28 protein-coding genes and 1 pseudogene are annotated in these 25,845 nt (G+C 65.4%); 13 read left to right on the plus strand and 16 right to left on the minus strand.

Going from position 1 to position 25,845, the window contains the following annotated elements:
- Window positions 1-360 precede the first annotated feature (360 nt).
- The 3 genes from QW887_RS27885 (at window position 361) to QW887_RS27895 (ending at window position 3,095) form a co-directional block, all read left to right on the plus strand.
- The gene (locus QW887_RS27885) at window positions 361-1,167 is read left to right on the plus strand and encodes a hypothetical protein (protein ID WP_315718127.1); all 807 of its coding nucleotides are present in this window, start codon (window positions 361-363) and stop codon (window positions 1,165-1,167) included.
- Between the two features lie 37 nt (window positions 1,168-1,204).
- Complete coding sequence (locus tag QW887_RS27890) at window positions 1,205-2,248, plus strand: restriction endonuclease (protein WP_315718128.1); 1,044 nt, start codon at window positions 1,205-1,207, stop codon at window positions 2,246-2,248.
- Between the two features lie 151 nt (window positions 2,249-2,399).
- Entirely contained in the window at window positions 2,400-3,095 is a 696-nt protein-coding gene (locus tag QW887_RS27895; RefSeq protein WP_315718129.1) for a hypothetical protein, read from the plus strand.
- A 2-nt stretch (window positions 3,096-3,097) separates the two neighbouring features.
- On the opposite strand, the gene QW887_RS27900 is transcribed toward QW887_RS27895, so the two are convergent.
- The 3 genes and pseudogenes from QW887_RS27900 to QW887_RS27910 form a co-directional block, all read right to left on the minus strand.
- A complete protein-coding gene (locus tag QW887_RS27900) occupies window positions 3,098-3,889 on the minus strand; it encodes a hypothetical protein (RefSeq protein WP_315718130.1) in 792 nt (263 codons plus the stop codon).
- Between the two features lie 277 nt (window positions 3,890-4,166).
- Window positions 4,167-4,432, minus strand: a pseudogene (locus QW887_RS27905) (N-acetyl-gamma-glutamyl-phosphate reductase); the annotation flags it as partial.
- Window positions 4,433-4,526: 94 nt separating this feature from the next.
- Window positions 4,527-5,381 (minus strand): LysR family transcriptional regulator, encoded by an 855-nt coding sequence (locus tag QW887_RS27910; protein WP_041751260.1) that lies wholly within the window; start codon window positions 5,379-5,381, stop codon window positions 4,527-4,529.
- Window positions 5,382-5,513: 132 nt separating this feature from the next.
- Between QW887_RS27910 and QW887_RS27915 the strand changes: the two genes are divergently transcribed.
- Complete coding sequence (locus QW887_RS27915) at window positions 5,514-6,500, plus strand: zinc-dependent alcohol dehydrogenase family protein (RefSeq protein ID WP_316195514.1); 987 nt, start codon at window positions 5,514-5,516, stop codon at window positions 6,498-6,500.
- 53 nt (window positions 6,501-6,553) lie between these two features.
- Complete coding sequence (locus QW887_RS27920; protein WP_316195515.1) at window positions 6,554-7,378, plus strand: SDR family NAD(P)-dependent oxidoreductase; 825 nt, start codon at window positions 6,554-6,556, stop codon at window positions 7,376-7,378.
- A gap of 99 nt (window positions 7,379-7,477) precedes the next feature.
- On the opposite strand, the gene argC is transcribed toward QW887_RS27920, so the two are convergent.
- Window positions 7,478-8,452, minus strand: coding sequence for an N-acetyl-gamma-glutamyl-phosphate reductase (gene argC, locus QW887_RS27925; RefSeq protein WP_316195516.1), 975 nt, complete (start codon window positions 8,450-8,452; stop codon window positions 7,478-7,480).
- A 104-nt stretch (window positions 8,453-8,556) separates the two neighbouring features.
- Here argC and QW887_RS27930 point away from each other — a divergent pair, with 104 nt between their 5' ends.
- Window positions 8,557-8,871 (plus strand): hypothetical protein, encoded by a 315-nt coding sequence (locus QW887_RS27930; protein ID WP_316195518.1) that lies wholly within the window; start codon window positions 8,557-8,559, stop codon window positions 8,869-8,871.
- A gap of 33 nt (window positions 8,872-8,904) precedes the next feature.
- A complete protein-coding gene (locus QW887_RS27935; protein WP_316195577.1) occupies window positions 8,905-9,189 on the plus strand; it encodes a HigA family addiction module antitoxin in 285 nt (94 codons plus the stop codon).
- A 274-nt stretch (window positions 9,190-9,463) separates the two neighbouring features.
- On the opposite strand, the gene lysA is transcribed toward QW887_RS27935, so the two are convergent.
- The 3 genes from lysA to argH form a co-directional block, all read right to left on the minus strand.
- On the minus strand, window positions 9,464-10,729 hold the full coding sequence (gene lysA, locus QW887_RS27940) for a diaminopimelate decarboxylase (RefSeq protein ID WP_315718141.1): 1,266 nt from the start codon (window positions 10,727-10,729) through the stop codon (window positions 9,464-9,466).
- A 275-nt stretch (window positions 10,730-11,004) separates the two neighbouring features.
- Window positions 11,005-11,298 carry an LPS translocon maturation chaperone LptM gene (gene lptM, locus QW887_RS27945; protein WP_315718142.1) on the minus strand — a complete coding sequence of 98 codons (294 nt, stop codon included), beginning with the start codon at window positions 11,296-11,298 and terminating at the stop codon, window positions 11,005-11,007.
- A gap of 83 nt (window positions 11,299-11,381) precedes the next feature.
- Entirely contained in the window at window positions 11,382-12,773 is a 1,392-nt protein-coding gene (gene argH / locus QW887_RS27950) for an argininosuccinate lyase (protein WP_315718143.1), read from the minus strand.
- Window positions 12,774-12,871: 98 nt separating this feature from the next.
- On the opposite strand from argH, the gene tlpA reads away from it, so the two are divergent.
- Entirely contained in the window at window positions 12,872-13,561 is a 690-nt protein-coding gene (gene tlpA, locus QW887_RS27955) for a thiol:disulfide interchange protein TlpA (protein WP_316195520.1), read from the plus strand.
- A gap of 10 nt (window positions 13,562-13,571) precedes the next feature.
- Here tlpA and QW887_RS27960 read toward each other — a convergent pair whose 3' ends face one another.
- The 6 genes from QW887_RS27960 to QW887_RS27985 all read right to left on the minus strand — a co-directional run bounded on the left by QW887_RS27960 (window position 13,572) and on the right by QW887_RS27985 (window position 17,463).
- On the minus strand, window positions 13,572-13,769 hold the full coding sequence (locus tag QW887_RS27960; protein WP_315718145.1) for a putative motility protein: 198 nt from the start codon (window positions 13,767-13,769) through the stop codon (window positions 13,572-13,574).
- Window positions 13,770-13,846: 77 nt separating this feature from the next.
- Entirely contained in the window at window positions 13,847-14,725 is an 879-nt protein-coding gene (locus QW887_RS27965) for a 3-hydroxybutyryl-CoA dehydrogenase (RefSeq protein WP_315718147.1), read from the minus strand.
- A 99-nt stretch (window positions 14,726-14,824) separates the two neighbouring features.
- Window positions 14,825-15,769, minus strand: a complete 945-nt coding sequence (locus QW887_RS27970) for an electron transfer flavoprotein subunit alpha/FixB family protein (protein WP_316195522.1) — start codon at window positions 15,767-15,769, stop codon at window positions 14,825-14,827.
- Window positions 15,769-16,518 carry an electron transfer flavoprotein subunit beta/FixA family protein gene (locus QW887_RS27975; protein WP_315718150.1) on the minus strand — a complete coding sequence of 250 codons (750 nt, stop codon included), beginning with the start codon at window positions 16,516-16,518 and terminating at the stop codon, window positions 15,769-15,771. The genes QW887_RS27970 and QW887_RS27975 overlap by 1 nt, the downstream gene beginning before the upstream one ends.
- Before the next feature lie 132 nt (window positions 16,519-16,650).
- Window positions 16,651-17,223, minus strand: coding sequence for a cob(I)yrinic acid a,c-diamide adenosyltransferase (locus tag QW887_RS27980; protein ID WP_315736202.1), 573 nt, complete (start codon window positions 17,221-17,223; stop codon window positions 16,651-16,653).
- A gap of 45 nt (window positions 17,224-17,268) precedes the next feature.
- Entirely contained in the window at window positions 17,269-17,463 is a 195-nt protein-coding gene (locus QW887_RS27985) for a twin transmembrane helix small protein (RefSeq protein WP_315718162.1), read from the minus strand.
- Between the two features lie 130 nt (window positions 17,464-17,593).
- On the opposite strand from QW887_RS27985, the gene QW887_RS27990 reads away from it, so the two are divergent.
- Window positions 17,594-18,487, plus strand: a complete 894-nt coding sequence (locus QW887_RS27990) for a YihY/virulence factor BrkB family protein (protein ID WP_315718152.1) — start codon at window positions 17,594-17,596, stop codon at window positions 18,485-18,487.
- On the opposite strand, the gene QW887_RS27995 is transcribed toward QW887_RS27990, so the two are convergent.
- The 3 genes from QW887_RS27995 to QW887_RS28005 all read right to left on the minus strand — a co-directional run bounded on the left by QW887_RS27995 (window position 18,414) and on the right by QW887_RS28005 (window position 21,862).
- A complete protein-coding gene (locus QW887_RS27995) occupies window positions 18,414-19,802 on the minus strand; it encodes an ATP-binding protein (protein ID WP_316186175.1) in 1,389 nt (462 codons plus the stop codon). The two genes, QW887_RS27990 and QW887_RS27995, sit on opposite strands and share 74 nt — an antisense overlap.
- A 324-nt stretch (window positions 19,803-20,126) precedes the next feature.
- A complete protein-coding gene (gene gluQRS, locus QW887_RS28000; RefSeq protein WP_316171837.1) occupies window positions 20,127-20,996 on the minus strand; it encodes a tRNA glutamyl-Q(34) synthetase GluQRS in 870 nt (289 codons plus the stop codon).
- Window positions 20,996-21,862: a nucleotidyltransferase domain-containing protein gene (locus tag QW887_RS28005; RefSeq protein ID WP_316186177.1), complete on the minus strand. Its 867-nt coding sequence runs from the start codon at window positions 21,860-21,862 to the stop codon at window positions 20,996-20,998. Before QW887_RS28005 ends, gluQRS begins: the two co-directional genes overlap by 1 nt.
- A gap of 93 nt (window positions 21,863-21,955) precedes the next feature.
- Here QW887_RS28005 and QW887_RS28010 point away from each other — a divergent pair, with 93 nt between their 5' ends.
- The 4 genes from QW887_RS28010 to QW887_RS28025 all read left to right on the plus strand — a co-directional run bounded on the left by QW887_RS28010 (window position 21,956) and on the right by QW887_RS28025 (window position 25,637).
- On the plus strand, window positions 21,956-22,609 hold the full coding sequence (locus QW887_RS28010) for a DNA-3-methyladenine glycosylase 2 family protein (protein ID WP_316195524.1): 654 nt from the start codon (window positions 21,956-21,958) through the stop codon (window positions 22,607-22,609).
- Between the two features lie 109 nt (window positions 22,610-22,718).
- Window positions 22,719-23,810: a DUF2855 family protein gene (locus tag QW887_RS28015; RefSeq protein ID WP_316195526.1), complete on the plus strand. Its 1,092-nt coding sequence runs from the start codon at window positions 22,719-22,721 to the stop codon at window positions 23,808-23,810.
- A 75-nt stretch (window positions 23,811-23,885) separates the two neighbouring features.
- Window positions 23,886-24,857: a peptidyl-alpha-hydroxyglycine alpha-amidating lyase family protein gene (locus tag QW887_RS28020; protein WP_316176016.1), complete on the plus strand. Its 972-nt coding sequence runs from the start codon at window positions 23,886-23,888 to the stop codon at window positions 24,855-24,857.
- A gap of 222 nt (window positions 24,858-25,079) precedes the next feature.
- The gene (locus QW887_RS28025) at window positions 25,080-25,637 is read left to right on the plus strand and encodes an HNH endonuclease (RefSeq protein ID WP_006610584.1); all 558 of its coding nucleotides are present in this window, start codon (window positions 25,080-25,082) and stop codon (window positions 25,635-25,637) included.
- Window positions 25,638-25,845: the final 208 nt, after the last annotated feature.

Here is a 25,845-nt window from a genome sequence, read left to right on the forward strand (position 1 = left end):
AGTAGATCATGATTTCGGATAAAGCGCAACAGGAAATTTTTCTGTACGACGGCTGAACAGGATGAGCCGGGCTGAAGGTATTCGTGAAGTTGGTTGCCTGCGGGGCATACGGCAGCGGCTTTAGGCGCCGGGAGTCGAATCAATGGTCGCAAGGGCCAAGGGCAAAGCCCGTCCGCCGCTACGTCAAGCCCATCGTGGGCTTAGTCAATGCGTGCGCGGGAGCTATCAGAATGGTTGAATGCAGCGTTACCGTATAGGCTTACACGGTGCGCGCTGCGACGGAGTTGGCGCAATTATACCCGAATCCCTATATGCTGATCCACAGCCGCAACCTAAATTAGCGGTCCTGGGGAGATCGTCATGCGGACCGAACAGCAAGTCCAGGCAGCGGCGGCGGCAGCAGCCGAAAAGGCGAACGGAGGAAAGTTTACAGATCCTCTGTTCTACAAGCCAGAGCATCAGGCCTTCTGGCGGGAGGTCGTTCGAGCTGCGCTCGATGCTGCCGATGCGGCCAGACCGACAAAGCCATCGACGCCGGTGTCGAAGGAGGAAATCCAAACGTTCTCCGAGCACTGCGTTTATATCCGCTCGGTTTGGGTGCTCATGATGCGAATATGGCGGGACAGCACTCAGGATGAGCGCAATTTGATGGAGAGCATAGCGCCAACCTTCTTCGCTGACGTTGGCCAGACTCTCACCGAAATGATGATCATCGCCGCTTGCCGGATCACTGACCGTGCAACTTCCGGCGGCAATGAGAATTTTACGGTCGAGCTGTTTGCTAATAGCTTCGTGTCGGACGCCGAGACCTACAAGCAGCTTGACGGGCTCCATCAACGCATGAAAAAGTTGCGCGAACAGATTCTACCCGCCCGACACAAGCTCGGCGCGCATGCCGACCGCGACGTTATCCGAAAGGGCCAAGTTCTCGGCCACGCAAGCTTCGAGGACTGGGAAGAGTTCTGGTTGGCGCTCCAGGATTTTGTGCGCATCGTTAACGAGAAGACGACCGGTAAGCCCTTCGAGATCGACGCTGGCGGCGTATTTGGGGATGCAGAGATGATGCTCAAAGCGCTCCAGCAAAGCACGCACTTCGAGAAACTGCTGAACGGAAGCGACGCGGCTGTGGCCGACGCCTGCCTGAATTTGGTGCTGCCCAAAGGCTGACAATCACATTAGCGGCACGTTAGCGGGAGACGACCTGATGCCTCGCCTCTGGATTGTTCGCGCTGGAAAACACGGCGAACGTGAGCTTGCTGCAATAGAACAGAACAGGCTTCTGCCCGGGTTTCTCGAAGTTGGTGATCTCACGAGCCGGCCGAGTCGCGACGCAATCCTGGGTCATTTGCAGCAGGCCCTTCCAGAGTTGGCACAGAACACGCTCAAGAACTTCGCCGCGCAGCTCAATCAATTCGCTCATACTATCCAGATCGGAGATCTCGCCGTGATGCCGCGGAAGGTCACGAATAGCGTCGCTATTGGAAGAGTCACAGGTGAGTACGTCTATAACAGCGACGACCCCTATCGGCATTCTCGTACAGTGGAATGGCTAAAGTCCGCAGTTCCACGCGACACGTTCAAGCAAGACTTGCGTCATTCATTCGGCGCGTTCATGACAATTTGTGAAATCAAGCGCAACGGTGCTTTTGAGCGGGTGCGCAGTGTGCTCGAGACTGGGCTAGATCCAGGAGCGCTGCTTGGTACTCAGGGAACTGCCCCCGTGCGCGCCACCGATGACGAGCCAGAAGCGGGAGACTATGCGAGCGATATCGAGGAGATCGCCAATCAGCAGATTATATCTCTGATTAAATCAGAGTTCGCTGGCCATGCGCTGGCCGAGCTGGTCGCGGAAATTCTCCGCGTTGAAGGTTATACCACAAGAGTGTCACCGCCCGGCCCAGATGGCGGGGTGGATATTCTCGCAGCAGGTGGCGCTTTTGGGCTTGGTCAAGACCGAATGTGCGTTCAGGTGAAGTCTGGCGATGGGGCGGCTAACCACGACGTGGTATTGCGCCTCATCGGCTCCATGTCGAATGTCCAAGCGAGCACCGGACTTTTGGTCAGCATCGGAGGGGTTAACGCACCAGCGCATAGAGAACTCGACCATCATTTCTTCAAGCTGCGGCTCTGGCAAATGCCTGACCTGCTGAAGGCGCTTTTCCGGGCCTACAATGATCTTTCGGAAGAGACCAAGAACAAGTTGCCGCTAAAGCAAATTTGGGCACCCATCTCCGGGGACGAAGCATGATTGCCTGGACCGGTTAGGACCCAAACTCGGATCACGTGACGGTGCAGTCCAATGCACTTAACTCCTGCACACAGACTTCACCCCTATTAAGGGCACGGGCGCCGTAGTCCGAAAGCGATATTGTCAGTAAACTCAATCTCAATGTGATCTCATGTCCGAACAAGAACAAAATACTCCGGCGATGGTGGCGCTGCGCGCCTACGAAAGAGAGCGACGAGAGCAATTCGCTATCGGCGTCGACACAGCTCCTCTCGATGTCTCCGATCTGCAACGGGCCATGAGCCAACTCGTTCGCGAGGATATTCGGTTCGTACCCGTGATTGCCTGCGCATTTGCCGACAACGAACTAGAGGAAATGTTCAGGCAATTCCTGCCAGATGATATTCCTGGAGGAAAGAGCAGCATGCTCGGCCGCTTTGGCCCCATCTCCAACCTATTTGCTCGTATACAATTCGCGTTCGCGTTTGATATGGTTCATTCGGATGTGCTGCTCGCCCTGGACAAGTTGCGGGGCTACAGGAATAAGATCGCACACAGCTGGGATCAGGACGGCCTGCCCGACTTTGTCGAAACTCGCCTTCCATATATGGACGAGCTTGAGAGCACCTTCCTTCACATGAACATCAAAGACGGCGGCGATGGGGATCTGTCTGCGGAAGGGTCCTTGCGCTTGAGGACCGTCTGGCTTCTGGCCCGTCTATTCTATGAGAGAAGAGTCTACACCCTTGCCAAGATGGCCAAGCTCAACCCTTACAATGCGCTCTACGGAGAGGACAGCCCTAGGGCGCTAAGAACGATTTATTTGACCGCGCACCATTACACCGAGCTCGTTTTTAGCCGCGAGTAGTGTCAGCCGCCAAACATCTTCGCCAGCAAATTGACGATTTCGGCGGTTGCCACCTTCATTCCCAAATCCCTCCCCAGATCAACCAATCGCCTTCCCCACCGCTTGAGCTTGCCGGCGTCAGGCTGGGCTTTCGCGGCCTCCTCCTTAACTACCAGTGCCGTATCGCTATAAGCCTCTTTTTGATCCTGTTGGAGTTCTGCGAACTCTTGTGAGGCTAAAGCCTTCTCGATCGCGAGCACTAATTCTTGATGATTTTGAGCGAACGCCTGTTGTGAAAAATTGTCACCGACACCGACCTGTTGGATGGCTCCAGGGCTATTAGTCTGGTTGTTGATAACGTTGACAACGGCGTCCTTCTTCAACCGCTCGCTCCCTATCATCCCGTGCTTGAAGTCGTCGAGTAACCGCTCCCGCTTCTCCTGCATCGCGGTCTGCATACGGTCCACAATCTCGGCATAACCACCGCCAAAAGCCTGATCGTTCACCCCGGCACGCGCTCTGACATCTTGGAGAATCCGCTCCACCATTTGGCTCGAACAATACGCGACTTGGTCGTAAACCTCACCGGTATGCTGACCGGTGTGGTTGTAGACGAACTGAATCGCAGAATTAATATCCCGCTCGAGAAGCTGAACTCCTACCTCCCAAAAGCGAATGAATGTTCGCGAGTTATGAAGAGCTCCGGCCAAAGTGGCCTCGCTCATGATCTGCGAAACCTCCTTCTGGAAGTCTTCAACGGTCTTCAAAGTTCGCGCGTTCAAATTCCGACAGATATAGGCAATTTCGTCAGGCATTCGATCAACCTGAGGCTGCAGGACATACATGCCTTATTTATAAGCAACTAATGTCAAACTGGATACACATTTTGCTGATGGTCGATCCTTCGGATTGGCCACGAGGCGGTGTCGGAAGAGATGGCGATAGTTCCACCGTACGCCCCCGCATTGCGGCGAATGAGACGAAGCTATACTATTGCGTGGCACACGCACTACAGCTTGTGACCGGGTGAAAAAGCGGCGCTCAATGGGCGGCGCACTCCAAGACCACCACCGTAAAGCTCGCCAAAGCCCTTCACGGCCAAACCGGCGCCCCTCAAGCCCCGCAGTCTCGGGCAGCCCGCACATCAGGTTTGCATTCTGCACCGCCTGCCCGGCTGCGCCCTTGCCGAGATTGTCGACGACGCCGAGCGCGATCACCAGGTTGCGGTCGGGGTCGGCGGCGTAGCTGACGAAGGCGAGGTTGGAGCCGGTGGCCCATTTGGTCTGCGGCGGCGTGTCGGTGACGCGGACGAAGGCGCTGCCTTCGTAGAAGCGGCGGGCGGCGTCGAGGCACTGCGCTGGATTGCGGTGACACTGCACAAAAATCGAGGCACGCGAGGGACGAGATCCGGAGCGCCGACGAGATCGAGAGCGCCGCAGTGTCAAACGTATCTCACGCGGACGCCAGTTGCGAGATGACGAGGTCGAGCAGCGCCCGCAGCCGGGCGAGCCGGCGCAGATCGCGGTGATAGCCGACATAGGTGTCCCGCCCCGGCGGCTGCTCGCCGATGTCGACGGGCCGCAGGCCCGGCGTCGCGTCGCCGAGCGGCCGGGGCAGCACGGCGAGCCCCGCGCCTTGCGCTGATAGCATGGCCTGAACGTCGCGGTTGTTGCTGCGCATCGCGACCTCGGCCTTCGGCAGTCGCTTCGCCAGCCAGCGCGCATCGGGCATGTCGGCGAAGGCCGTGTCCATGGTGACGACCCTGATCCCCTGGCCATCGCCCTCGACGGCCTGCGGGCCGTCGAGCGGACCGTACACGGCATAGGGGATGTGCAGGAGCCGGCGCGAGATCACCTCCGGCTCGTCGAACGCGCGGATGCGAAACACGAGATCGGCCTCGCGGCGGGGAAGACTGTAGAGCCGCGCGTCGGTCAAGAGCTCGACACAGACGCGCGGGTGCAGCCGGCCGAATTCGGCCAGAACCGGCGTCAGCATCAGGCGGCCGAACCAGTCCGACGACGAGATCCTGAGAAAACCGTCGAGCTGCGCCTGCGCGCCCGCCAGGCGCCGCTCGAACGCGAGCGCCTCCTCCTCCATCCGCTCGGCGTGGGCCAACACCGCCGTGCCCTCGTGAGTCAGCACGAAGCCTTCGGCCGTGCGCTGAAACAGCGTCTGGCTCACGGCCGCTTCGAGCGCCGCCAGGCGGCGTCCCATGGTCGGCTGAGACAAGCCGAGCCGGCGCGCGGCCGCGCCGAGCGTGCCCTCGCGCGCGATGGCGAGGAAGATCCGCAGGTCGCTCCACTCCATGCGAGGCCTTTCGACGACGGGGGCGACGGACACGAGACGCCCATTCAAAACTGAATGGATTACATACGAACTCGATGATGTCCATTCATGGCACGACGACCGATGATGCCTCCATCACAACAGGAGGTCGCCATGACCATCTCGATGAAGGCTGCCATTCTCCACGAAACCGGCGCGCCGCTCCGCGTCACCGCGATCAGCCGCCCCGCGCCGGGACGCGGCGAGGTCCTCGTCCGCATCGCCGCGGCCGGCACCAACCCGCTCGATACCAAGATCCATGCCGGCCAGGCCGCGCATGCCAGGCAACCGGCCCCCGCCATCCTCGGCCTGGACATGGCCGGCACGGTCGAGGCCACAGGCGAAGGCGTCACCCGGTTTCGTCCGGGCGACGAGGTCTACGGCATGGTCGGCGGGGTCGGCGGCCACCCGGGAACGCTGGCCGAATATGTCAGCGCCGACGCGGATCTGCTCGCGGCCAAGCCGGCGAACCTCAGCATGCGCGAGGCGGCCATCCTGCCGCTGGTGACGATCACGGCCTGGGAAGGTCTGGTCGATCGCGTCGGCATCCGGCCGGGACAGACGCTGCTCGTCCTGGGCGGCGCCGGCGGTGTCGGTCACATCGTCGTCCAGCTCGGCCTCGCCTTCGGCGCAACGGTTTTCGCAACGGGACGTCCAGAGAGCCGGCCGGTGATCGAGCGCCTGGGCGCTGTTTTCATCAACCGCAACGAACCGATCGCCGACACCGTCGAGCGCATCACGGCGGGCCGCGGCTTCGACATCGTCTACGACACGGTCGGCGCGCTCGACACCGCCTTCGCCGCGGTCGCGCGGTTCGGCCATGTCACCTCGTCGCTGGGCTGGGGCACCCATCCGCTGGCGCCGCTGTCGTTCAAGGGCGGCACCTATTCCGGCGTCTTCACGCTGCTGCCGCTGCTCGACGGCAAGGGACGGCGGCATCATGGCGAGATCCTCGCCCAGGCCGCACAGCTGGTGGAATCCGGCAAGCTCACGCCGCTGCTCGACCCACGCCGGTTCGCCCTCGAGGACGTCGGTGCGGCCTATGACGCGCTCAAGACGGGCGGCACCGGCAAGATCGCCATCGACATCGCGGCGGCATGAGCCGGCGCGACCCACGAGCCTCACACGCAACGGCAATATCGAGGAATAGTCCGATGAGAGTCTGGTTCATCACAGGGGCCTCGCGCGGCTTCGGCGCGCTGGTCGCGCAGCAGGCGCTGGACAGAGGCGACGCCGTCGTGGCGACCGCCCGCAATCCGAAGGCGATCGTCGATCGCATCGGGGCGCATCCCGACCTCCTGGCCCTCGCGCTCGACGTGACCAGGGAGAGCGAGGCGGTCGCGGCGGCGCAGGCGGCGATCGACCGCTTCGGCAGGATCGACGTGCTCCTCAACAACGCCGGCTTCGGCCTGATGGGCGCGGTCGAGGAAACCAGCCAAGAGGAGATCGAGGCCGTCTTCCGCACCAACGTGTTCGGACTCCTGGCCGTCACCCGCGCCATTCTGCCCCACATGCGCAAGGCACGGTCCGGCCGCATCCTCAACATCTCGTCGATCGGCGGCTATCGCGGCTCGGCCGGCTTCGGCGTCTATGGCGCGACCAAGTTCGCCGTCGAGGCGTTGTCGGAGGCGATGCGCGCCGAGCTCAAGCCGCTCGGCATCCATGTGACGGCGATCGAGCCGGGCTACTTCCGGACCGACTTCATGGACGCCTCGTCGCTGAAGGTCAGCCGCATCGTGATCCCCGATTACAGCGCGACGGCAGGTCGGGTCCGCGCGAACGCCGGCACCGTCAACGGCGCCCAGCCCGGCGATCCCGACAAGCTCGCGCGGGTGCTCGTCGACTTCGCCGGCGAGCCCGATCCGCCGGTGCGGTTACCACTGGGGGCCGACACCGTCGCGGCGATCGAGGCGAAGCACGCCTCCGACGCCGCCATCATCGCCCGATGGCGCGAGGTCGCGCTCTCGACGGGCTTCTGAGTGGGGACCACGGTGACGGTGCACCGGATCAAACGCTGAGGAGAGACGCCGTTTGATCACCCGTGCCGTCTCCCGCTGCTGTGACAATCGCGGCCGACCTCACGGCCAGACCGGCGCCCCCTCCAGCCCCGCGGTCTCCGGCAGCCCGCACATCAGATTCGCATTCTGCACCGCCTGCCCGGCTGCGCCCTTGCCGAGATTGTCGACGACGCCGAGCGCGATCACCAGGTTGCGCTCGGGGTCGGCGGCGTAGCTGACGAAGGCGAGGTTGGAGCCAGTGGCCCATTTGGTCTGCGGCGGCTTGTCGGTGACACGGACGAAGGCGCTGTCGGCGTAGAAGCGGCGGGCGGCGTCGAGGCACTGCGCGGTGGTGGCGCGGCCGCGGGCGTAAATGGTGGCGAGAATGCCGCGGGTCATCGGCACCAGATGCGGCGTGAACACGAGGCCGGCGGCGCTGCCGCCGCCGATCCGCGCGATCGTGCTGATGATCTCGGGCATGTGGACGTGCCTGAGCAGGCCGTAGGGGATCAGGTTCTCGTTGCTCTCGGCGTAGCCGAACTTGCTGTCGCCGCCGCGGCCGGCGCCGGAGATGCCGGTCTTGGCGTCGATCACGATGTTGTCGGGCGAGATCAGTTTGTCGGCGAGCAGCGGCGCCAGCGGAGTCAGCGCTGCCGCGGGGAAGCAACCGGGATTGGCGATGCGGGTCTTGCCCGCGATCTCCCTGGGCCAGACGTCGGCGAGGCCGTAGGTCCAGCCGTCGGCGTAGCGGTGGTCGCCGCCGATGTCGACGATCTTCACGCTGCTTGGCACGCGCGCCAGCGCCTCCCGCGAGGCGCCGGTGGGGAGCGAGGCGAACAGCACGTCGAGCTGCGGCAGGCGCGCGGGGTCCCACTTCTCGATCACGAGATCGGCGAGCCTGCCCGGCACGCCGGGGAAGCGCTCCGCCAGCCGCTGGCCGGCGCTGCCCTCGCCCGCGGCGTAGACCAGCTCGAACGCCGGATGCCCCGCGACCAGGCGCATCGCCTCGCCGCCGCCAAAGCCGCTGATCCCGACAATGCCGACGCGAATGCTCATGGGCGTATCCTGATGTGGAGTGGAGAAGCGAGTTGAGTAAGATACGAGCGGGCGGAGACATATGCGATGGCCCCGCTCCCGCCCGCAAGTGGTGACGTCCGACAATGAGCACCATCGACCCCACGCGATACAAGCTCTTCGATCGAATGGCCGGCGGGCTCTTTCAGGGAACTGCCAAAGTCTTCTCATCAGAAGAGCGGCTTGGCGCCTTCCTGCTCGAGTTCTTCAGGGACGACGAGTTCGAACCACTGCTGGCTGAGCTCCGGGACATTGCATCGATGGAGATGAGCGACCAGGACTGGGAAACCTATTGGTGGCGTAGCCCGGCTCAGAGCGTCCCCCGGGATGCCAAGGCGAGCCACCGGTTGCTGGAGGCCGTCATGGGCGCAATTTCCACTGCAATTTCAGGCCGAGCGTAGCCAACGAACACGAGAGCGCAGATCGCGAAGAAACTGCCGCCGGTTCATCCCGGTGAAATCCTGCGGGAAGAGTTCCTCGTCCCGCTCAAGCTCACGCCCTATGCGGTCGCGGCCGCGCTGAACGCGCCGCGCACGCGGATCGAGCGCATTGCGCGCGAAGAGAAACCCGTGACGGCCGACACCGCGCTGCGGCTCGGCAAATTCTTCAAGACCGGCGATGCATTCTGGATGAACATGCAGGCCCGTTTCGATCTCGAAACAGCGGAAGACATGCTCGCGCCCGACATCGAGAAGATCGAGGCTTACGAAGCGGTATGAGCGCCAACTAGGCGGAAGAGCGCGACTTCGAGATCAACCCGCAGTCACCCTCCCCTGGAGGGGGAGGGTCGGCTCATATGCGCGAAGCGCATGTGGGCCGGGGTGGGGTGATCTCTCGACGCCCACCGATGCCAGTGGAGAGATCACCCCACCCCGCTCGCCCGCTTCGCGCGCGATCGACCCTCCCCCTCCAGGGGAGGGTGAGACTGAGATCGCGGAGCCTTCCGTCATCGGCACGCTGGCGATTAGAGCAGGATTGCGCGTCAGCCCGCCCTCACAACCACGGCGCCGGTGTATCCATCGCAATAAGCTGCTCCACCTCGATGCGCGGGCGGATCACCGCGGACTGGTCGCCCTTGACCAGCACCTCGGGCACCAGCGCGCGGGTGTTGTAGGTGCAGGCCTGCACGGCGCCGTAGGCGCCTGATGTCATGATGGCGAGGAGGTCGCCGGGCGCAGGCTCGGGCAGTGTGCGGTCGAGCGCGAGGTAGTCGCCGCTTTCGCAGACCGGGCCGACGACGTCGGCGACGAATGACGGCGCACCTGGCGCGGGCTGGATCACCGGCAGGATGTCGTGATGGGCCTCGTAGAGCGTCGGGCGGATCAGGTCGTTCATCGCGGCGTCGATGATGACGAAGTTCTTGGCCTCGCCGTGCTTCACGTAGATCACCTTGGCGACGAGGATGCCGGCATTGCCGACGATCATCCGTCCCGGCTCGAACATCAGGGTGCAGCCGAGATTGTGGCTGACGCGCTTGACCATCGCGGCATAGGCGGCGGGTTCCGGCGGCACCGCGCGGTCCATGTGATAGGGGATGCCGAGGCCGCCGCCGAAATCGACATGGGAGATGTCGTGGCCGTCGGCGCGCAGGGTCTGCACGAACTCGGTGAGGATGCGGAAGGCCGTCTCCATTGGACCGAGATCGGTGATCTGGCTGCCGATATGGACGTCGACGCCGGTGACCTTGATGCCCGGCATCTTCGCCGCGCGGGCATAGACGCGGCGGGCGTGCTCCAGCGGAATGCCGAACTTGTTCTCCGACTTGCCGGTCGAGATTTTGGCGTGGGTGCCGGCATCGACATCCGGGTTGACGCGCACGGAGATGCGGGCGGTGTGGCCGGTCTCGACCGCGAGGCGCGCCAGCAGATCGAGCTCGGGCTCGGATTCGATGTTGAGGCAGTGGATGTCGGCCGCGAGCGCGGCGCGCAGCTCGGCCTCGGTCTTGCCGACGCCGGAGAACACGATCTTGCGCGAGGGGATGCCAGCCGCCAGCGCGCGCTTCAATTCGCCGCCGGAGACGACGTCGGCGCCGGCGCCGAGCTTGGCGAGCGTCCGCAGCACCGACTGGTTGGAGTTGGCCTTCATGGCGTAGCAGATCAGCACGTCCTGGCCGGCAAAGGCGTCGGCGAACACGCGGTAGTGCCGCTCCAGCGTGGCGGTGGAGTAGCAGTAGAACGGGGTGCCTACGGTGGCGGCGAGCCCGGCGAGATTGACGGCCTCGGCGTGCAGCACGCCGTCGCGGTAGTCGAAGTGGTTCATGGGTCAGGTCCGCGCGCGGGCTGCGAGATGAATGATTGTGGCGGCGAATTGCCGGGAAATGGGTCGGATTGTCAAACCCGCGCTGCCACCCTCCCCTGGAGGGGGAGGGTCGATCGCACGCGAAGCGGGCGAGCGGGGTGGGGTGAAGCCGCGAGGACGGTGCGCGTGGAGAGATCGCCCCACCCCGCCTCACGCTTCGCTGCGCTCACCGTGAGGCGACCCTCCCCCTCCAGGGGAGGGTGGCATCGAGCGCTGATCGAGAGGGAGTTCGAGCTCTATTTGCTGTCGAGCAGCGGGTCGAGGATGAAGGGTTTCTTCTGGCCGCGGGTGGCGGCGGGGGCGGCGTCGGCGCCGTAGCCGGAGTTGAACAGGCCGGGCTTGTTGGCGGCATCCGTGGCGGTGTCGGCGGGAGCGGCCGACATCTGCGGCGCCGGCGGGGAGTTGGCCGGCAGGTCCAACGGACCCTTGCGGCCGCAGGCGGCCAGCAGAAGGGCTGAAGCGCCCAGGACGAGCAGGACCCGGGCGGCGGAGGTTGGACGGCGAGCGCGATTCACGTGTGAAATCCCCATGCGGGCGGCACCATACAGAGAATGCACCGGCCTGACGAGTGCGGGAGTGCCACGCCGGGCCGATCAAATTTCGAACGCGAGCCCTACTTTCGCTGTTTTTCCAGCCGCTTCAGCCAGGCTTTGGCCTGCGCGGCCACGTTCTTCGGCGCGGTGCCGCCGTAGCTGGTGCGGCTCTTCACCGAGGACTCGACCGAGAGCACGCCGAGCACCTCGGCTGATATCTTCGGCTCGACCTCCTGCATCGCCTTCAGCGGCAGCTCGTGCAGGGCGACGCCCTGCTTGGCGGCCAAGGCCACGATCCGGCCCGTGACGTGGTGGGCCTCGCGGAACGGCATCTTGAGCGTGCGCACCAGCCAGTCGGCGAGGTCGGTCGCGGTGGCGTAGCCCTCGCCGGCGGCGGCCTTCATGCGGGCCTCGTCCGGCACGAGGTCGAGCGCCATGCCGGTCATGGCGCGGATGGCGAGCGACAGCGCCGCGAACGCCTCCATCGCGCCCTGCTTATCCTCCTGCATGTCCTTCTGGTAGGCGAGCGGCAGGCCCTTCATGACGATCAGGAGCCCGTTCAGCGCGCCGATGACGCGGCCGGTCTTGGCGCGCACCAGCTCGGCGGCATCCGGATTGCGCTTCTGCGGCATGATCGAGGAGCCGGTGGTGAACTTGTCCGACAGCTTGATCAGGCCGACCAAAGGCGAGGTCCAGATCACGATCTCCTCGGCGAAGCGCGACAGATGCACGGCGCAGATCGAGGCGGCCGAGAGGGTCTCCAGCACGAAGTCGCGGTCGGACACGGCGTCCAGCGAATTGGCCATCGGGCGCTCGAAGCCGAGCGCCTCGGCGGTGGCGTGGCGATCGATCGGGAACGAGGTGCCGGCGAGCGCGGCGGCCCCCAGCGGCGATTCATTGAGCCGCTTGCGGGCATCGAGGAAGCGGCCGCGGTCGCGCCCGGCCATCTCGACATAGGCCAGCAGATGGTGGCCGAAGGTGACGGGCTGGGCGGTCTGCAGATGGGTGAAGCCGGGCATGACCGTGCCAGCGTATTCGAGCGCGCGGGTGGCGAGCGCGTGCTGATAGGCGGCGAGCGCCGCGTCGATGTCGTCGATGGTGTCGCGGACGAACAGGCGGAAGTCGGTCGCGACCTGGTCGTTGCGCGAGCGCGCGGTGTGCAGGCGGCCGGCGGCGGGACCGATCAGCTCGCTGAGGCGGCTCTCGACATTCATATGGATGTCTTCCAGGGCCCGCTTGAACTCGAACGAACCCTTGGTGATCTCTGACAAAATCGTGTCTAGACCCTTAGCCATATTTTTCGCATCACCCGCGGTGATGATGCCCTGGGCGGCGAGCATGGCGGCGTGCGCCTTGGAAGCGGCGATATCCTGCGCGTAAAGGTGGCGATCGACGTCGATCGAGACGTTGATGTCCTCCATGATCTCGTCGGGACGCTCCGAGAACCGTCCGCCCCACATCGTGTTGCTCATGTCTGAACCGCTTCCAAGACCTTGCTGACCGCCGCTGGATGGGACACACCGTCCGGTATCCCGAAATTCGCGCCTCTGATAGCCGCAACCGACCCGAGATGACAAACGATAAGCCTGACCCGTCCCCTGCCCGCCCCGCATCCTCGCGGCGGACGCTGCTCGCGGCCGGTGCCGTGGCGGTGGTCGCCGTGGCCGGCATCGCGGCGGTGACCCTTGGCGGATTGCTGAAGGGACGGCCGGCGGGCGACCAGGCCTGTCAGGCGGCGGTCGACACCGCCAAGCGGATCGCACCGCTGATCAAGGGCGAGGTGGCGGCGCTGACGGCGGCAACAGTGCCGCTGCGGCTGCCGGATCTCGCCTTCGAGGACGGCACGGGGGCGGCGAAGAAGCTGTCGGATTTCCGTGGCAAGACGGTGCTATTGAACCTGTGGGCGACCTGGTGCGTGCCCTGCCGCAAGGAGATGCCGGCGCTGGACGGGCTGCAGACCAAGCTCGGCAGCGACGCCTTCCAGGTGGTCGCGGTCAACATCGACACCCGCGACCCGGAGAAGCCAAAGACGTTCCTCGCCGACGCCAAGCTGACGCAGCTCGCCTATTTCGCCGACCCGAAGGCCAAGGTGTTCCAGGATCTGAAGGCGGTCGGCCGCGCGCTGGGGATGCCGACCTCGGTGCTGGTCGACGGCAATGGCTGCGAGATCGCGACCATCGCGGGTCCCGCCGAGTGGGACAGCGCCGACGCGGTCAAGCTGATCCAGGCGGCGACGGCGAAGGCCGCCGCGGGACTCTAATCGGGAGAACTCAGGCGGCGATGTTGAGATTGCCGCCGACGCCGGGGCCGGCATTGGCGAGCGACAATGTCTGCTGCGCGCCGCCGAGCAGCGTCAGCACCGCATCCTTCTGGGCGTTCAGGTTCTGCTTCAGCACCGACGTGGCGACCTGCTGCTGTGTCGCACTCGCCTGCTGCGCCATGACCGCAGCCACCAAGCTCATGTCCATACGCGCTTACCTCGCTAGCGGCACGCTAACCGAGGAGCCTTAACGAAGCGTATCGGTCGAGCCCGGCGGCGGTAAAATCAGCGGGTCGGCACCGGCTTGGGGCCGCGATAGTCGTAGAAGCCGCGCTGCGTCTTGCGGCCGAGCCAGCCGGCCTCGACATATTTCACCAGCAGCGGGCACGGCCGGTATTTGGAATCCGCCAGCCCCTCGTGCAGCACCTGCATGATGGACAGACAGGTATCCAGACCGATGAAATCGGCCAGCTCGAGCGGCCCCATCGGGTGATGCGCGCCGAGCTTCATCGCCGCATCGATCGCCTCGACATTGCCGACGCCCTCATAGAGCGTGTAGATCGCCTCGTTGATCATCGGCAGCAGGACGCGGTTGACGATGAAGGCCGGGAAGTCCTCGGAAACGGCGACCTGCTTGCCGAGCCGGCCGACGAACTCCTTGGCCGCCTCGAAGGTGGCGTCGTCGGTGGCGATGCCGCGGATCAGCTCGACCAGCTCCATCAGCGGAACCGGGTTCATGAAATGAATGCCGATGAAGCGCTCGGGGCGATCGGTGCAGGCGGCGAGCCGGGTGATCGAGATCGACGAGGTGTTGGAGGCGATGATCGCCTCCGGCTTCAGCACCGCGCAGAGATCGTGGAAGATCTTGCGCTTGACGTCCTCCTTCTCGATCGCGGTCTCGATGACGAGATCGCAATCGGCGAGGCCATCGAGGGTTTCGCTGATCGAGATATGGCCGAGCGCCTGGTTGCGGGCGTCCTCGGAGATCACCTTCTTCGCGACCTGGCGGGTCAGATTGCCGTTGATGGTCGCCATGCCCGATTTCAACCGGTCGGCAGTGACGTCGTTGAGCACCACGTCGAGACCGGCCAGCGCGGCAACGTGCGCGATGCCGTTGCCCATCTGTCCTGCGCCGATCACTCCGAGCTTGTTGATCTGAGCCATGTTGTCATCCACCCGAACGGCACGCCTGCTGCGCCCGCCCATGCCCTTGGAAGTGAGAACACCGGCCGCCGCGGTCCCACGCGGCCGGTGCCAGCAGCGTTATTTGCCGAGCTTGCCGAGCGCCTCGGTCAGCTCGGGAACCGCCTGGTAGAGATCGGCCACCAAACCGTAATCGGCCACCTGGAAGATCGGCGCGTCCTCGTCCTTGTTGATCGCGACGATCACCTTGGAGTCCTTCATGCCGGCCAGATGCTGAATGGCGCCTGAAATGCCGACCGCGACGTACAGTTCCGGCGCCACGACCTTGCCGGTCTGCCCGACCTGCCAATCGTTCGGCGCATAGCCGGCATCGACCGCGGCGCGCGAGGCGCCGACGCCGGCGCCGAGCTTGTCGGCGAGCGGCTCGATGTACTTGGCGAAGTTCTCACGGCTCTGCATCGCACGGCCGCCGGAGACGATGATCTTGGCCGACGTCAGCTCGGGACGGTCGCTCTTGGCGACCTCCTCGCCGACGAAGGTCGACAGCGCCGGATCGCCGGCGGCCGCCACGGTCTCGACCGACGCGCTGCCGCCCTCGCCGGCGGCGGCGAAGGTCGAGGTGCGCACGGTGATGACCTTCTTGGCGTCCTTCGACTTCACGGTCTGGATCGCGTTGCCGGCATAGATCGGCCGCTCGAACGTGTCGGGCGCGACGACCTTGATGATCTCCGACACCTGCATCACGTCGAGCAGGGCGGCGATGCGCGGCATCACGTTCTTGAAGCGCGAGGTCGCGGGCGCGACGATCGCGTCGTAGTTCGCGGCGAGCTTGACGACGAGGTCGGCGAGCGGCTCGGCGAGATCATGCGCGTAGGCCGCATCATCGGCGAGCAGCACCTTCTTGACACCGGCGAGCTTGGCGGCGGCTTCGGCCGCAGCCTTGCCGCCCTGGCCCGCGACCAGCACGTCGACATCGGCGCCGAGGGCTGTCGCCGCCGTCAGCGCCTTGTTGGTCGCGTCCTTGATGGATGCATTGTCGTGTTCGGCAATCAGCAGCGTGGCCATCAGAGCACCCCCGCCTCGGTCTTGAGTTTGTTGACGAGCTCGGCGACGTCCTTGACCTTGACGCCGGCCTTACGGCCCGCCGGCTCGGTGGTCTTGAGCACTTCGAGCCGAGGCGTGAGATCGACACCGGTGTCGGCCGCCGTCTTCTCGGCGATCGGCTTCTTCTTCGCCTTCATGATGTTCGGCAGCGACGCGTAGCGCGGCTCGTTGAGGCGAAGGTCGGTGGTGACGATCGCCGGCCCCTTGAGCTTCACGGTCTGCAGGCCGCCGTCGACCTCGCGGGTGACCTTGAAATCGGAGCCCTCGACCTCGAGCTTGGAGGCGAAGGTCGCCTGCGCCCAGCCCAGCAGCGCGGCCAGCATCTGGCCGGTCTGGTTGGAATCGTCGTCGATCGCCTGCTTGCCGAGGATGATCAGACCCGGCTGCTCGTCCTGCGCCACGGCTTTGAGGATCTTCGCGACCGCCAGCGGTTCCACATTGCCCTCGGCCTTGACCAGGATGCCGCGGTCGGCGCCCATCGCGAGCGCGGTGCGGATCGTCTCGGACGCCTGCGCGGGCCCGATCGAGACCACCACCACCTCGGTCGCCTTGCCGGCTTCCTTCAGCCGCAGCGCTTCCTCGACGGCGATCTCGTCGAACGGATTCATCGACATCTTGACGTTGGCGAGCTCAACGCCCGATCCGTCGCTCTTGACGCGGACCTTGACGTTGTAATCGACCACCCGCTTGACCGGCACCAGAACCTTCATCGATCCTCTTTCGCTCTAAATTGTCCGGGGTTGACCTTTCGGGCGCGGAACCTAAAGCCCCCGTACCCCCCGGTCAACGCGCGAGGGGGAAAAAACGCAGGCCCGCACGCCCCGCGTTAACGGTTTTGCGGGTTAACGGTTTTGGCCCGGCACCCACAACACGTCGCCGGCGCCGTTCCGGTTTGCCGCCCGGCTGGCCACGAACAGGAAATCCGACAACCGGTTCATATAACGAATGGCGGCCTCGCTGACCGGCTCGTCAGGCTTGCCGGCGAGTTCCGTCATGATCCGTTCCGCCCTGCGGCAAATGGTACGCGCCACATGCAGATGCGCCGCCGCCGCAGTCCCTCCGGGCAGCACGAACGACGTCAGCGGCGAGAGCCGCTCGTTCAGCGTATCGATGTCGCGCTCCAGGCGGTCGACCTGGCTCGCGACGACGCGCAGCCGCTCCGCCTTGCCCTCGCGCTGCGGCACGGCGAGATCGGCGCCGAGGTCGAACAGATCGTTCTGGATCAGGCCGAGCATCGCATCGATCTCGGGCGCATCGGCCAGATGCAGCCGGACCACACCGATCGCAGCGTTGGTCTCGTCAACGGTTCCATAGGCGGAGACGCGCAGATCGTACTTGGGGCGCCGCTCGCCATTGCCGAGCGCGGTCGTACCGTCGTCACCTGTCCGTGTGTAGATGCGATTCAGGACCACCATGCTGCGTTCTCAACGTCCGTTTCTCGACGCCTCGGCGTCTCGGTCTCAGCGCCCCATCGCCCAGATCGCCGCCATGGCAACGACGATCGCGACGAACTGCAGGATCACCCGCCAGCGCATCAGCTTCTGCGACAGGTTCGGCGAGCCGCCGCGCGTCATGTTGACGAGGCCCAGAAACAGCACCAGGGCGACCGCGCCAACGGCGATGGGAAGGATGAATTTACCAAGAAGTGAAGCCATCGGTGCTAGATAACACCGCAAACGCAAGAGCGCCATGGCGGATCCGCGCAGCCGGCGCTGCAACTTCTGGCTTTTGGAGCCGTAATATCGGATTGTACAAATCACGTTCTTTCGCGGAGTGCAGGGACAGGTGAAGGCGCTTCGCTACATCTTCCACGTCGTCATGGACGCGTTCTACACCTTCCTCGCCGACGACGGCTGGGCGATCGCCAGCCATATCGCGCTGTCGACCCTGATGGCGCTGTTTCCCTTCCTGATCGTCCTGACCTCGCTCGCCGGCTTTCTCGGCTCCAAGGACCTGGCCGACCAGGCCGCCACCTTGATGCTCGAGACTTGGCCGGCGCAGGTGGCGGATGCGCTGACCGGCGAGATCCACGACGTGCTGACCACGACCCGGACCGATGCGCTGACCATCGGCGCCGTGCTCGCGGTCTACTTCGCCTCGAACGGCGTCGAGGCGCTGCGGGTCGCGCTCAACCGCGCCTACGGCGTGATCGAGCAGCGCCGCTGGTACTGGCTGCGGCTGGAATCGATCGGCTATACCCTGGTCGCCGCGTTCACGGCGCTGGCGATGTCGTTCCTGATCGTGCTCGGCCCGCTGATGCTCGCCACCGCCCGGCGCTACCTGCCGCTGGCGGTCGAAGCCAACGAGCGCTTCGTCAACCTGACGCGCTACGGCATCACCATCAGCGCGCTGGTCGTCGCGCTGTTCATCCTGCACGCCTGGCTGCCGGCGGGGCGGCGCAGCTTCATGCAGATCCTGCCCGGCATCGTCTTCACCTTCATCGCCTCGCTGGTGTCAGGGATCGTGTTCGGCCAGTACCTGGCGCGCTTCGCCAACAACTACGTCACGATGTATGCGGGGCTCGCATCGGTGATCATCGCACTGGTGTTCCTGTATTTCATCGCCGCGATCTTCGTGTATGGCGGCGAATTGAACGCTTCGATCATCAAGTCGCGGCTGCCGCGCGGCGTGTCGCTCCAAGAAGCGCAGTCGCTAGAGCCCGCGGCGAAACGGGCTTGAGCAGGAACGCGTCCGCGCCGGCAGCCCGCGAGGCCGCCTCGTCCTCGCCGCGTCCGGACACGCCGATGATCGGGATAGTCCCGTGGGGCGCGTCCAGCTTGCGAATGCGAGTAATCGCCTCGACGCCGTTGATGCCGGGCAGCACCATGTCCATCAGCACCGCATCGTAATTGCCGGCCGCGATCCGCTCCGGCGCCGCCTCGCCGCGGCCGATGAACTCGGCCTGGTGGCCGAGTTCATTGAGGATAGTGTTGAGCACCACGCGGCCGAACGGATTGTCCTCCACCCCGAGGATCCGCAGGGGCCGCGTCGGCGCGAGGGCGACACCATCTTCCGATCCGCCGGCGGTGGCGTGCGGTGTGGCCGCAACGGTCAGCGTCACCGTCAGGGTGAAGGTCGTGCCGCCGCCTTCATGCGGCGCCACTGCGACATCGCCGCCCATGGCGCGCGCCAGTTGCCGGACCGAGGACAGTCCGAGTCCGGCCCCGCCGAAGCGCGAGGCAATCGAAACATTGGCTTGGCTGAACGGCCGGAACAGCCGCTTGATCTCCTTCAGGGTCAGGCCGATGCCCGAATCCGAGACGTGGAAGGCGATCGCGGCGCTGCCCCTGCCCGCGCCTCGGCCTGCGCCCCTGCTCGGCTTGCCGCGACCGCCGCGGCGTGCTGGAACGACCTCCAGCGCCACGCCCCCCTGCTCGGTGAACTTCACCGCATTGTCGATCAGGTTCTCGAGCGCAGCGCGCAGCCGCACGGGGTCGCCGATCACGAGTCCCGGCAAGTCGTCGGAAACGTGGACCTTGACATCCAGCCCCTTGGCGGCGGCGCGGCCCGACAGCGAGTCTCCGGCGGCCCGCGCCAGCACGCGCAGATCGAACAGATCCTCACGCGGCAGCGCGCCGGTGGTCTCGTCCTTGGCAGCATCGACGAACAGGGTGGCGAGGCTCGACAGATGCTCCGCGCCGGCCTTGATCGTATCGACCCAGCGCCGCTCGCGCTCGCCAAGCTCGGAGGTGGCGAGCAGGTCGCTGATGGCGAGAATGCCAGTCAGCGGCGTGCGCACTTCATGGGCGAACACCGCCAGCGCGGCTTCGACGACTCCTGGTGATCCAGCGGCAGCCTTGGGCACGGACTTCGCGGTCTCGGGCTTCCTCACTCCGGACTTGGCCGCGCTTCGCCGGCTCCCCGCCATCGCCGTGACCTGAGGAACGTGCTTCTTGAGCGGTCGCGCCTTGGTGCGCTCCTTGGCCGGCGCCGCCTTCGCGGCCCTGGTCTTCTGCGTTTGTGTCTTCGGCGCTTGTGCTGCGGACGACGGCATCCTCGGGGATGTCGTCCTGGAGGGCGCCTTTTCCGCGGGCGCTCTGGACGCGCCGGCGGACCTGGGCGCAGCCGGCTTGGCCGGTCGGGCCCGACGCCCCGTACTCATCTTCCGAACGCGCTTCATCATGGCCCCTGTGACATGAACTCCGAAAAACGAAGGGGCACTTGTACTGTCATGTCTCGTCGTGCCGCTTTCGATTGAAGCTCCCGATAACCCGCGCCATTGAGCAGCATGGCACGGTCGTTTCCGGGTGTCACGATGCCCCGGAGGTTGTCCCCGCCGGAAACGTTGGGAGACATCGGGGCTTGCGGCAGGACGCGGCTAGACCATGCCGATCCTGTGTCGGATTTCCGCCGGCGAGACGCCTTCCGCACGCAAGGCGCGCAATCCCGTTGCCCGGGAGGACTTGGACAGCTTGTGGCCCTGCGCGTCGCGAATCAGTTGGTGATGCCGATAGGCCGGAGCCGGCAGGCCGAGCAGGACCTGCAGCAGCCGGTGCACGCTCGTGGCATGAAACAGGTCCTGCCCACGCACCACCTCGGTCACCCCCTGCAGGGCATCGTCGAGCACGACGGAGAGGTGATAACTGGTCGGCGTCTCCTTGCGCGCCAGAACCACATCCCCCCAGGCCTCCGGCCTTGCTTCGACCCTGCCACTCTCGCCCGAAGGCCCGGCGCCATGCTCGTCCCAGGCCGGCCGGCCGGCGCGCGCGACCGCGGCGGCCATGTCGAGCCGCAAGGCATAGGGCGCGCCGCTGGCCATCAGTGCCGCACGGCGCGCCTCGGAGAGCGAGGTCGCCGTCCCCGGATAGAGCGGCGCGCCATCCGGATCGCGCGGCCAAGCCCCCTCTGCATCCCGTTGCGCGACCATCCGCGCGGCCTCGGCCCGGCTCTCGAAGCTCGGATAGACCAGCCCCATGCCCCGCAGCCGGTCCAGCGCAGCGCGGTACTCGGCAAGGTGCTCCGATTGCCGCCGCACCGGCTGCTCCCAGGCGATGCCGAGCCAGGCGAGGTCCTCATAGATCGCCTGCTCGAACTCGGGGCGGCAGCGGGTCGGATCGATGTCCTCGATGCGCAGCAGCAAGCGGCCGCCGCTCCGCTGCGCGCATTGGAAGTTCAACAGCGCCGAAAAAGCGTGGCCGAGATGCAGATAGCCGTTGGGGCTGGGGGCGAATCGGAAAACGGGTGGCATCATGATGAGTTCGACGCCACAGAGCCCTGCGCCTCTCCTGCCTGCGTTTCGCGTTCCAGACGCTCGACCACGGTCCGATAGAAGTGCTCTGCCTGCTGCATCATCTCGGCCGTACTGCTGCGGCATTCGCTGAAGGCCGACCGGGCCAGCTCGAACTCGGCATCGACGAACGCGGCCACCACGGGCGGCAGCGGTGCGATGCCGAGCTCGCGGGTCGAGGCTTTCCGCTGCATCAGCTCGGCCACCTCCGCCTGCAAGGCCGCGGGTGGATCGCACTCCGCCATCAAGGTCGGAAAATGCATCGGCGCCACCGCTTCCCTTGGGTGCAGGCGCAGCCAGCGCAGCGTCGCGGCTGGCCGCAGCGCGTAGAAGATCTTCTTCTGCGCAACCTCCGTGCCGTCGCCGAAATACGCGCGGCGTTGCCGTTCACCGAGATGCAGATAGTGCCGCGCCACGGCATCGCGGCTCGCCACGCTCCTGGCGAAGGCGAGAAAGTCATCACGAAACCAAGCGGAGCCACGATACACCACCGGCGACCGCAGCCATTCGATGATGACCGCATTGCCCTTCAGCAGCAGCTGTACCGCCTTGGCCAGGTCCCAGCCGTTGGCGTCGTAATCATCTTCGAGCGGAAACTCGATGACGTCGCGCACCGGCCATGGCTTGATATGATCGGCGGCGCGCCGCACATAGACGAACCGGCAATCATAGTCGCTGTCGGGCGAGGCAAAGCCCCAGGCGCGGCTGCCGCTCTCGATGGCGAGCGGCAGAAACACGCCGTACTCGGCAACGACGCGATCCAGCAGGGAGTCGATCCCGGCGACCTTGTGGCGGGCCATGTCGGAGGGGATGCTACGCAAGCTCATGAGAGTTCCAGCCGTGACTGATGCTGCCTTAGCCCTGGGCCTTCCTGCCGTCCACCCGGCGCGACATGGCCCAGCCTTGCGTTCGGCGGCGCCATGACCCTTCACCTCGGCAGCCAAGCCGTTCTCGAGGACGCGATCCGCGGCCTGGTGAAGCAGGACGCGCGGCTGGCGCCCGTCCTCGAAGCGACCGGCATGCCGGCGCTCCGGAGGCGTGAGCCGGGCTTCGCCGGGATCGCCCACATCGTCTGCGGCCAGCAGCTCTCGACCGCGAGCGCGGCCGCGATCTGGGGCCGGCTGCAGGCGGCATTCGATCCGTTCGATGCCGACGCCGTCCGCCGCGCCCGCGCCGACCGGCTGGGACGGCTCGGCCTCTCTGCCGCCAAGATCAAGACGCTGAAGCACATCGCGCGCGAGCTCGGCGCCGGGCGGCTGAACCTCGACGTGCTCGCCAATGAGGACGCCGACGCCGCGCACGCCACCCTGACCGCCCTGCCCGGCATCGGGCCGTGGACCGCCGACGTCTACCTGCTGTTCTGCCTCGGCCATGGCGACGCCTGGCCGTCCGGCGACCTCGCCGTGCAGGAGGCGGTCAAGGTCGGGCTCGGGCTTGCGACGCGGCCTACGGCCAAGCAGATGATGCCGCTGGCCGAAGCGTGGCGCCCGCTGCGCGGCGCGGCGGCGCACCTGTGGTGGAGCTATTACCGCGTGGTCAAGAAGCGCGAGGGCGTGATCACGCCGGCGAACTAACAACTCCGGCGAACGCCGTTTCAAACAAAGTTGGGGTTGCAAAACGGTCATCGATGTCGGCCAGGATCGCGCCACGACGCACAGCAAACGAACGGCCGAGGTCTTCATCATGCAATCGTCCGATTTCATCGTCGCGCGCGGCGATCTGCAGCAGTGTAAGACGATCGCCACCGAGCTTCCCGATGGCGACGCGCTTCCTGCCGAGGCGCTGCTGGTGAAGGTCGACCGCTTCGCCTTCACCGCCAACAACATCACCTACGCGCTGCTCGGCGAGCAGTTGAAATATTGGCAACTGTTTCCCGCGCCCGACGGCTTCGGCATCATTCCCGTATGGGGCTTCGGCAACGTGATCGCGTCCCGCCATCCTGCCGTCGCCGAAGGCGAGCGCCTGTTCGGCTACTTCCCGATGGCGACGCATCTCGTCATCGAGGCCGCCGACGTCGGCAAGCGCGGCCTGCGCGACGCGGCCGCGCACCGCCAGGGCGTCGCGCCGGTCTACAACGCCTATGCGCGGGTGGGCGACGATCCCGCCTTTGCCGGACGGCAAGGCGATGATCAGGCCCTGCTGCGCCCGCTGTTCATGCTGTCGTTCCTGGTCGACGACTTTCTCGCCGAACAGGCTCATTTCGGCGCCACAACCGTCATCCTGTCCTCGGCCTCGAGCAAGACCGCGTTCGGTCTCGCCCACCTCCTGCATACGCGGCGCAAGGGCATCCGCGTGATCGGGCTGACCTCGCCATCGAATGCGGCCTTCGTCCGCTCGCTCGGCTGCTACGACGAGGTCGTGACCTACGACGCGGTCGACATGCTCGACGCGAGGTCGCGCGCGGCGTTCGTCGACATGGCCGGCAACGCCAGCCTCCGCGCCGCGCTGCATCGGCACTACGGCGACAACCTCGTCTATTCCGGCCGCGTCGGGCTGACGCATCAGGACGGCAGCGATGACGCAGAGGTGCTTCCCGGTGCCCCGCCCACCTGGTTCTTCGCACCCGACCAGATCAGGAAGCGTGCCAGGGAATGGGGACCCGGCGGCATCGAAGGCCGGCTCGGCGCGGCGTGGCGGGACTTCGCCCCGCGGCTCGACGGCTGGCTCACGATCACGGAAGGACGCGGACCGGAGGCCGTACAGCGCGTCTATCTCGACACCTTGCAAGGTCATATTCCGCCGCATGAGGGCCACATGCTGACGATGGCGACGTAAGCAGGTTTTCACCCGCGACCAAACCCGTGTAGCGTTGCCCGGACCGAGGTTGCGCAGAGGCAGGGAGGCGAGGCGATGTCCATTCTCGGAACGGGCAACTACAGCTATCGCGTCGTCAAGGACTGGGCCAAGCTGCCCGAGGGCTGGGCGCTCACCGACGTCGCCTCGGTTGCCGTTGACAGCAAGGATCGCGTCTACGCCTTCAATCGCGGCGCCCATCCGATGATCGTGTTCGACCGCGACGGCAATTTCATCCAGAGCTGGGGCGAGGGCCTGTTCAGCCGCGCCCACGGCTTGTCGATCGACAGCGAGGACAATCTCTACTGCACCGACGATGGCGACCACACCGTGCGCAAATGCACGGATGACGGCAAGGTGCTGCTGACCATCGGCCTGCCCGAGCGTCCGACGCCGTTCATGAGCGGCGAGCCGTTCAACCGCTGCACCCACACCGCGCTGTCGCCCTCGGGCGAGATCTACGTTTCCGACGGCTACGGCAATGCGCGGGTCCACAAATACACACCCGACGGCCGGCTGATCCGCAGCTGGGGCGAGCCCGGCTCCGATCCCGGCCAGTTCAACATCGTTCACAACATCGCGACCGATGCCGACGGTTTTGTCTACGTCGCCGATCGCGAGAACCACCGCATCCAGATCTTCGACGGCGACGGCCGCTACGAGACGCAGTGGAACAATCTGCATCGGCCCTGCGCGCTGTGCGCCTGCGGCGCGGGGCGCAAGACCTTCATCATCGGCGAGCTCGGCCCCGGCATGCCGGTCAACCTCAACGTTCCCAATCTCGGACCGCGGCTGACCATCACCGACGCCACCGGCCAGCGCATCGCCCGGCTCGGCGGCGAGCACGGTCCGGGCCTGGAAACCGGCCGCTTCCTGGCCCCGCACGGCCTCGCCATCGACAGCCGCGGCGACATCTATGTCGGCGAGGTCGGCGTCACCAACTGGAGCACGAGCTTCCCGGACCGCCCGATGCCGGACGAGGTCAGGATCCACCGCTGCCTGCAGAAGCTGGAGCGGGTCCCGGGCTGACCTTGGTCGTCCTGCTGGTCGTCGTCGCGCCGGAAGACATGCAACTGATTTGCAGTGCGGCGATCGGGCGCTCTGCCACGGTTCTGACGCGCTTTGGACGGCAGCTCCAAAGGCGGGAGAAGCCATGTCAAGCCATTCTTGGGGCTTCACAATCCCGTCACGCTGCATGTAGTATGTCAGGGCATGCTGCTTCGCAGCCGTTATGGAGGCCAGGAGCGTTACTTGAACGCACATGTCTCGCAAGGCGGTTGGCCGGTGTTGGTGCTGAACGCGGACTTCCGGCCGCTGAGTTACTACCCGCTGTCTCTCTGGTCGTGGCAAGACGCGATCAAGGCGGTGTTTCTCGATCGCGTCAACATTGTCGAATACTACGACCGCGCGATCCGAAGTCCGTCCTTCGAAATCCAGCTGCCCAGCGTGGTTTCGCTGAAATCCTTCGTAAAGCCGTCGACGCATCCGGCCTTCACCCGCTTCAACGTCTTCCTCCGCGACCGCTTCGCCTGCCAGTACTGCCACTCCGGCGACGACCTGACCTTCGATCACGTCATCCCCCGCAGCAAGGGTGGCCAGACCACCTGGGAGAACGTCGTGGCCGCCTGCTCGCCCTGCAATCTGAAGAAGGGCAATCTGACGCCACAGCAGGCCAAGATGTTCCCCAAGCAGGCGCCCTATGCGCCAACCGTCCACCAGCTCCATCGCAACGGCCGGCTGTTCCCGCCGAACTACCTGCACGACAGCTGGCTCGACTATCTCTATTGGGACACCGAGCTCGATCCGTAGCGGATCGGCCCGTTGTCGGTGTTGATGCTGGACATCGCCCCGGCGGCGGCGACATGCTGCTCTCGCTGGAGTCTGCGAACGCCCGGCCGCCAGATCCGCAGGCCGAATGGCCCGGCCGTCCGGCCATATATCGGACTGGATTAACTCCACTTTAGGTCCCTGTTCAGCATGCTCGCGCGTTGCCGCATGGGCCGCCGCCATGGCTGCC

Source organism: Bradyrhizobium sp. SZCCHNRI3052 (genome assembly GCF_032484895.1).
In the GTDB taxonomy this organism is placed as follows: domain Bacteria; phylum Pseudomonadota; class Alphaproteobacteria; order Rhizobiales; family Xanthobacteraceae; genus Bradyrhizobium.

Excerpts from the sequence above, each read along its gene's own strand:
- QW887_RS28005 (WP_316186177.1), bottom strand. The coding sequence starts at position 21,862 with ATGAGCTTGCGTAGCATCCCCTCCGACATGGCCCGCCACAAGGTCGCC.
- QW887_RS27930 (WP_316195518.1), top strand. The coding sequence starts at position 8,557 with ATGAGCACCATCGACCCCACGCGATACAAGCTCTTCGATCGAATGGCC.
- lysA (WP_315718141.1), bottom strand. The coding sequence starts at position 10,729 with ATGAACCACTTCGACTACCGCGACGGCGTGCTGCACGCCGAGGCCGTC.
- QW887_RS27970 (WP_316195522.1), bottom strand. The coding sequence starts at position 15,769 with ATGGCCACGCTGCTGATTGCCGAACACGACAATGCATCCATCAAGGAC.
- argH (WP_315718143.1), bottom strand. The coding sequence starts at position 12,773 with ATGAGCAACACGATGTGGGGCGGACGGTTCTCGGAGCGTCCCGACGAG.
- QW887_RS27890 (WP_315718128.1), top strand. The coding sequence starts at position 1,205 with ATGCCTCGCCTCTGGATTGTTCGCGCTGGAAAACACGGCGAACGTGAG.
- tlpA (WP_316195520.1), top strand. The coding sequence starts at position 12,872 with ATGACAAACGATAAGCCTGACCCGTCCCCTGCCCGCCCCGCATCCTCG.
- lptM (WP_315718142.1), bottom strand. The coding sequence starts at position 11,298 with ATGGGGATTTCACACGTGAATCGCGCTCGCCGTCCAACCTCCGCCGCC.
- QW887_RS27910 (WP_041751260.1), bottom strand. The coding sequence starts at position 5,381 with ATGGAGTGGAGCGACCTGCGGATCTTCCTCGCCATCGCGCGCGAGGGC.
- QW887_RS28020 (WP_316176016.1), top strand. The coding sequence starts at position 23,886 with ATGTCCATTCTCGGAACGGGCAACTACAGCTATCGCGTCGTCAAGGAC.
- QW887_RS28015 (WP_316195526.1), top strand. The coding sequence starts at position 22,719 with ATGCAATCGTCCGATTTCATCGTCGCGCGCGGCGATCTGCAGCAGTGT.
- QW887_RS27965 (WP_315718147.1), bottom strand. The coding sequence starts at position 14,725 with ATGGCTCAGATCAACAAGCTCGGAGTGATCGGCGCAGGACAGATGGGC.
- QW887_RS27985 (WP_315718162.1), bottom strand. The coding sequence starts at position 17,463 with ATGGCTTCACTTCTTGGTAAATTCATCCTTCCCATCGCCGTTGGCGCG.
- QW887_RS27960 (WP_315718145.1), bottom strand. The coding sequence starts at position 13,769 with ATGGACATGAGCTTGGTGGCTGCGGTCATGGCGCAGCAGGCGAGTGCG.
- QW887_RS27980 (WP_315736202.1), bottom strand. The coding sequence starts at position 17,223 with ATGGTGGTCCTGAATCGCATCTACACACGGACAGGTGACGACGGTACG.
- QW887_RS27895 (WP_315718129.1), top strand. The coding sequence starts at position 2,400 with ATGTCCGAACAAGAACAAAATACTCCGGCGATGGTGGCGCTGCGCGCC.
- QW887_RS27975 (WP_315718150.1), bottom strand. The coding sequence starts at position 16,518 with ATGAAGGTTCTGGTGCCGGTCAAGCGGGTGGTCGATTACAACGTCAAG.
- QW887_RS27915 (WP_316195514.1), top strand. The coding sequence starts at position 5,514 with ATGACCATCTCGATGAAGGCTGCCATTCTCCACGAAACCGGCGCGCCG.
- QW887_RS27920 (WP_316195515.1), top strand. The coding sequence starts at position 6,554 with ATGAGAGTCTGGTTCATCACAGGGGCCTCGCGCGGCTTCGGCGCGCTG.
- gluQRS (WP_316171837.1), bottom strand. The coding sequence starts at position 20,996 with ATGCCACCCGTTTTCCGATTCGCCCCCAGCCCCAACGGCTATCTGCAT.
- argC (WP_316195516.1), bottom strand. The coding sequence starts at position 8,452 with ATGAGCATTCGCGTCGGCATTGTCGGGATCAGCGGCTTTGGCGGCGGC.
- QW887_RS28010 (WP_316195524.1), top strand. The coding sequence starts at position 21,956 with ATGACCCTTCACCTCGGCAGCCAAGCCGTTCTCGAGGACGCGATCCGC.
- QW887_RS27885 (WP_315718127.1), top strand. The coding sequence starts at position 361 with ATGCGGACCGAACAGCAAGTCCAGGCAGCGGCGGCGGCAGCAGCCGAA.
- QW887_RS27995 (WP_316186175.1), bottom strand. The coding sequence starts at position 19,802 with ATGCCGTCGTCCGCAGCACAAGCGCCGAAGACACAAACGCAGAAGACC.
- QW887_RS27900 (WP_315718130.1), bottom strand. The coding sequence starts at position 3,889 with ATGCCTGACGAAATTGCCTATATCTGTCGGAATTTGAACGCGCGAACT.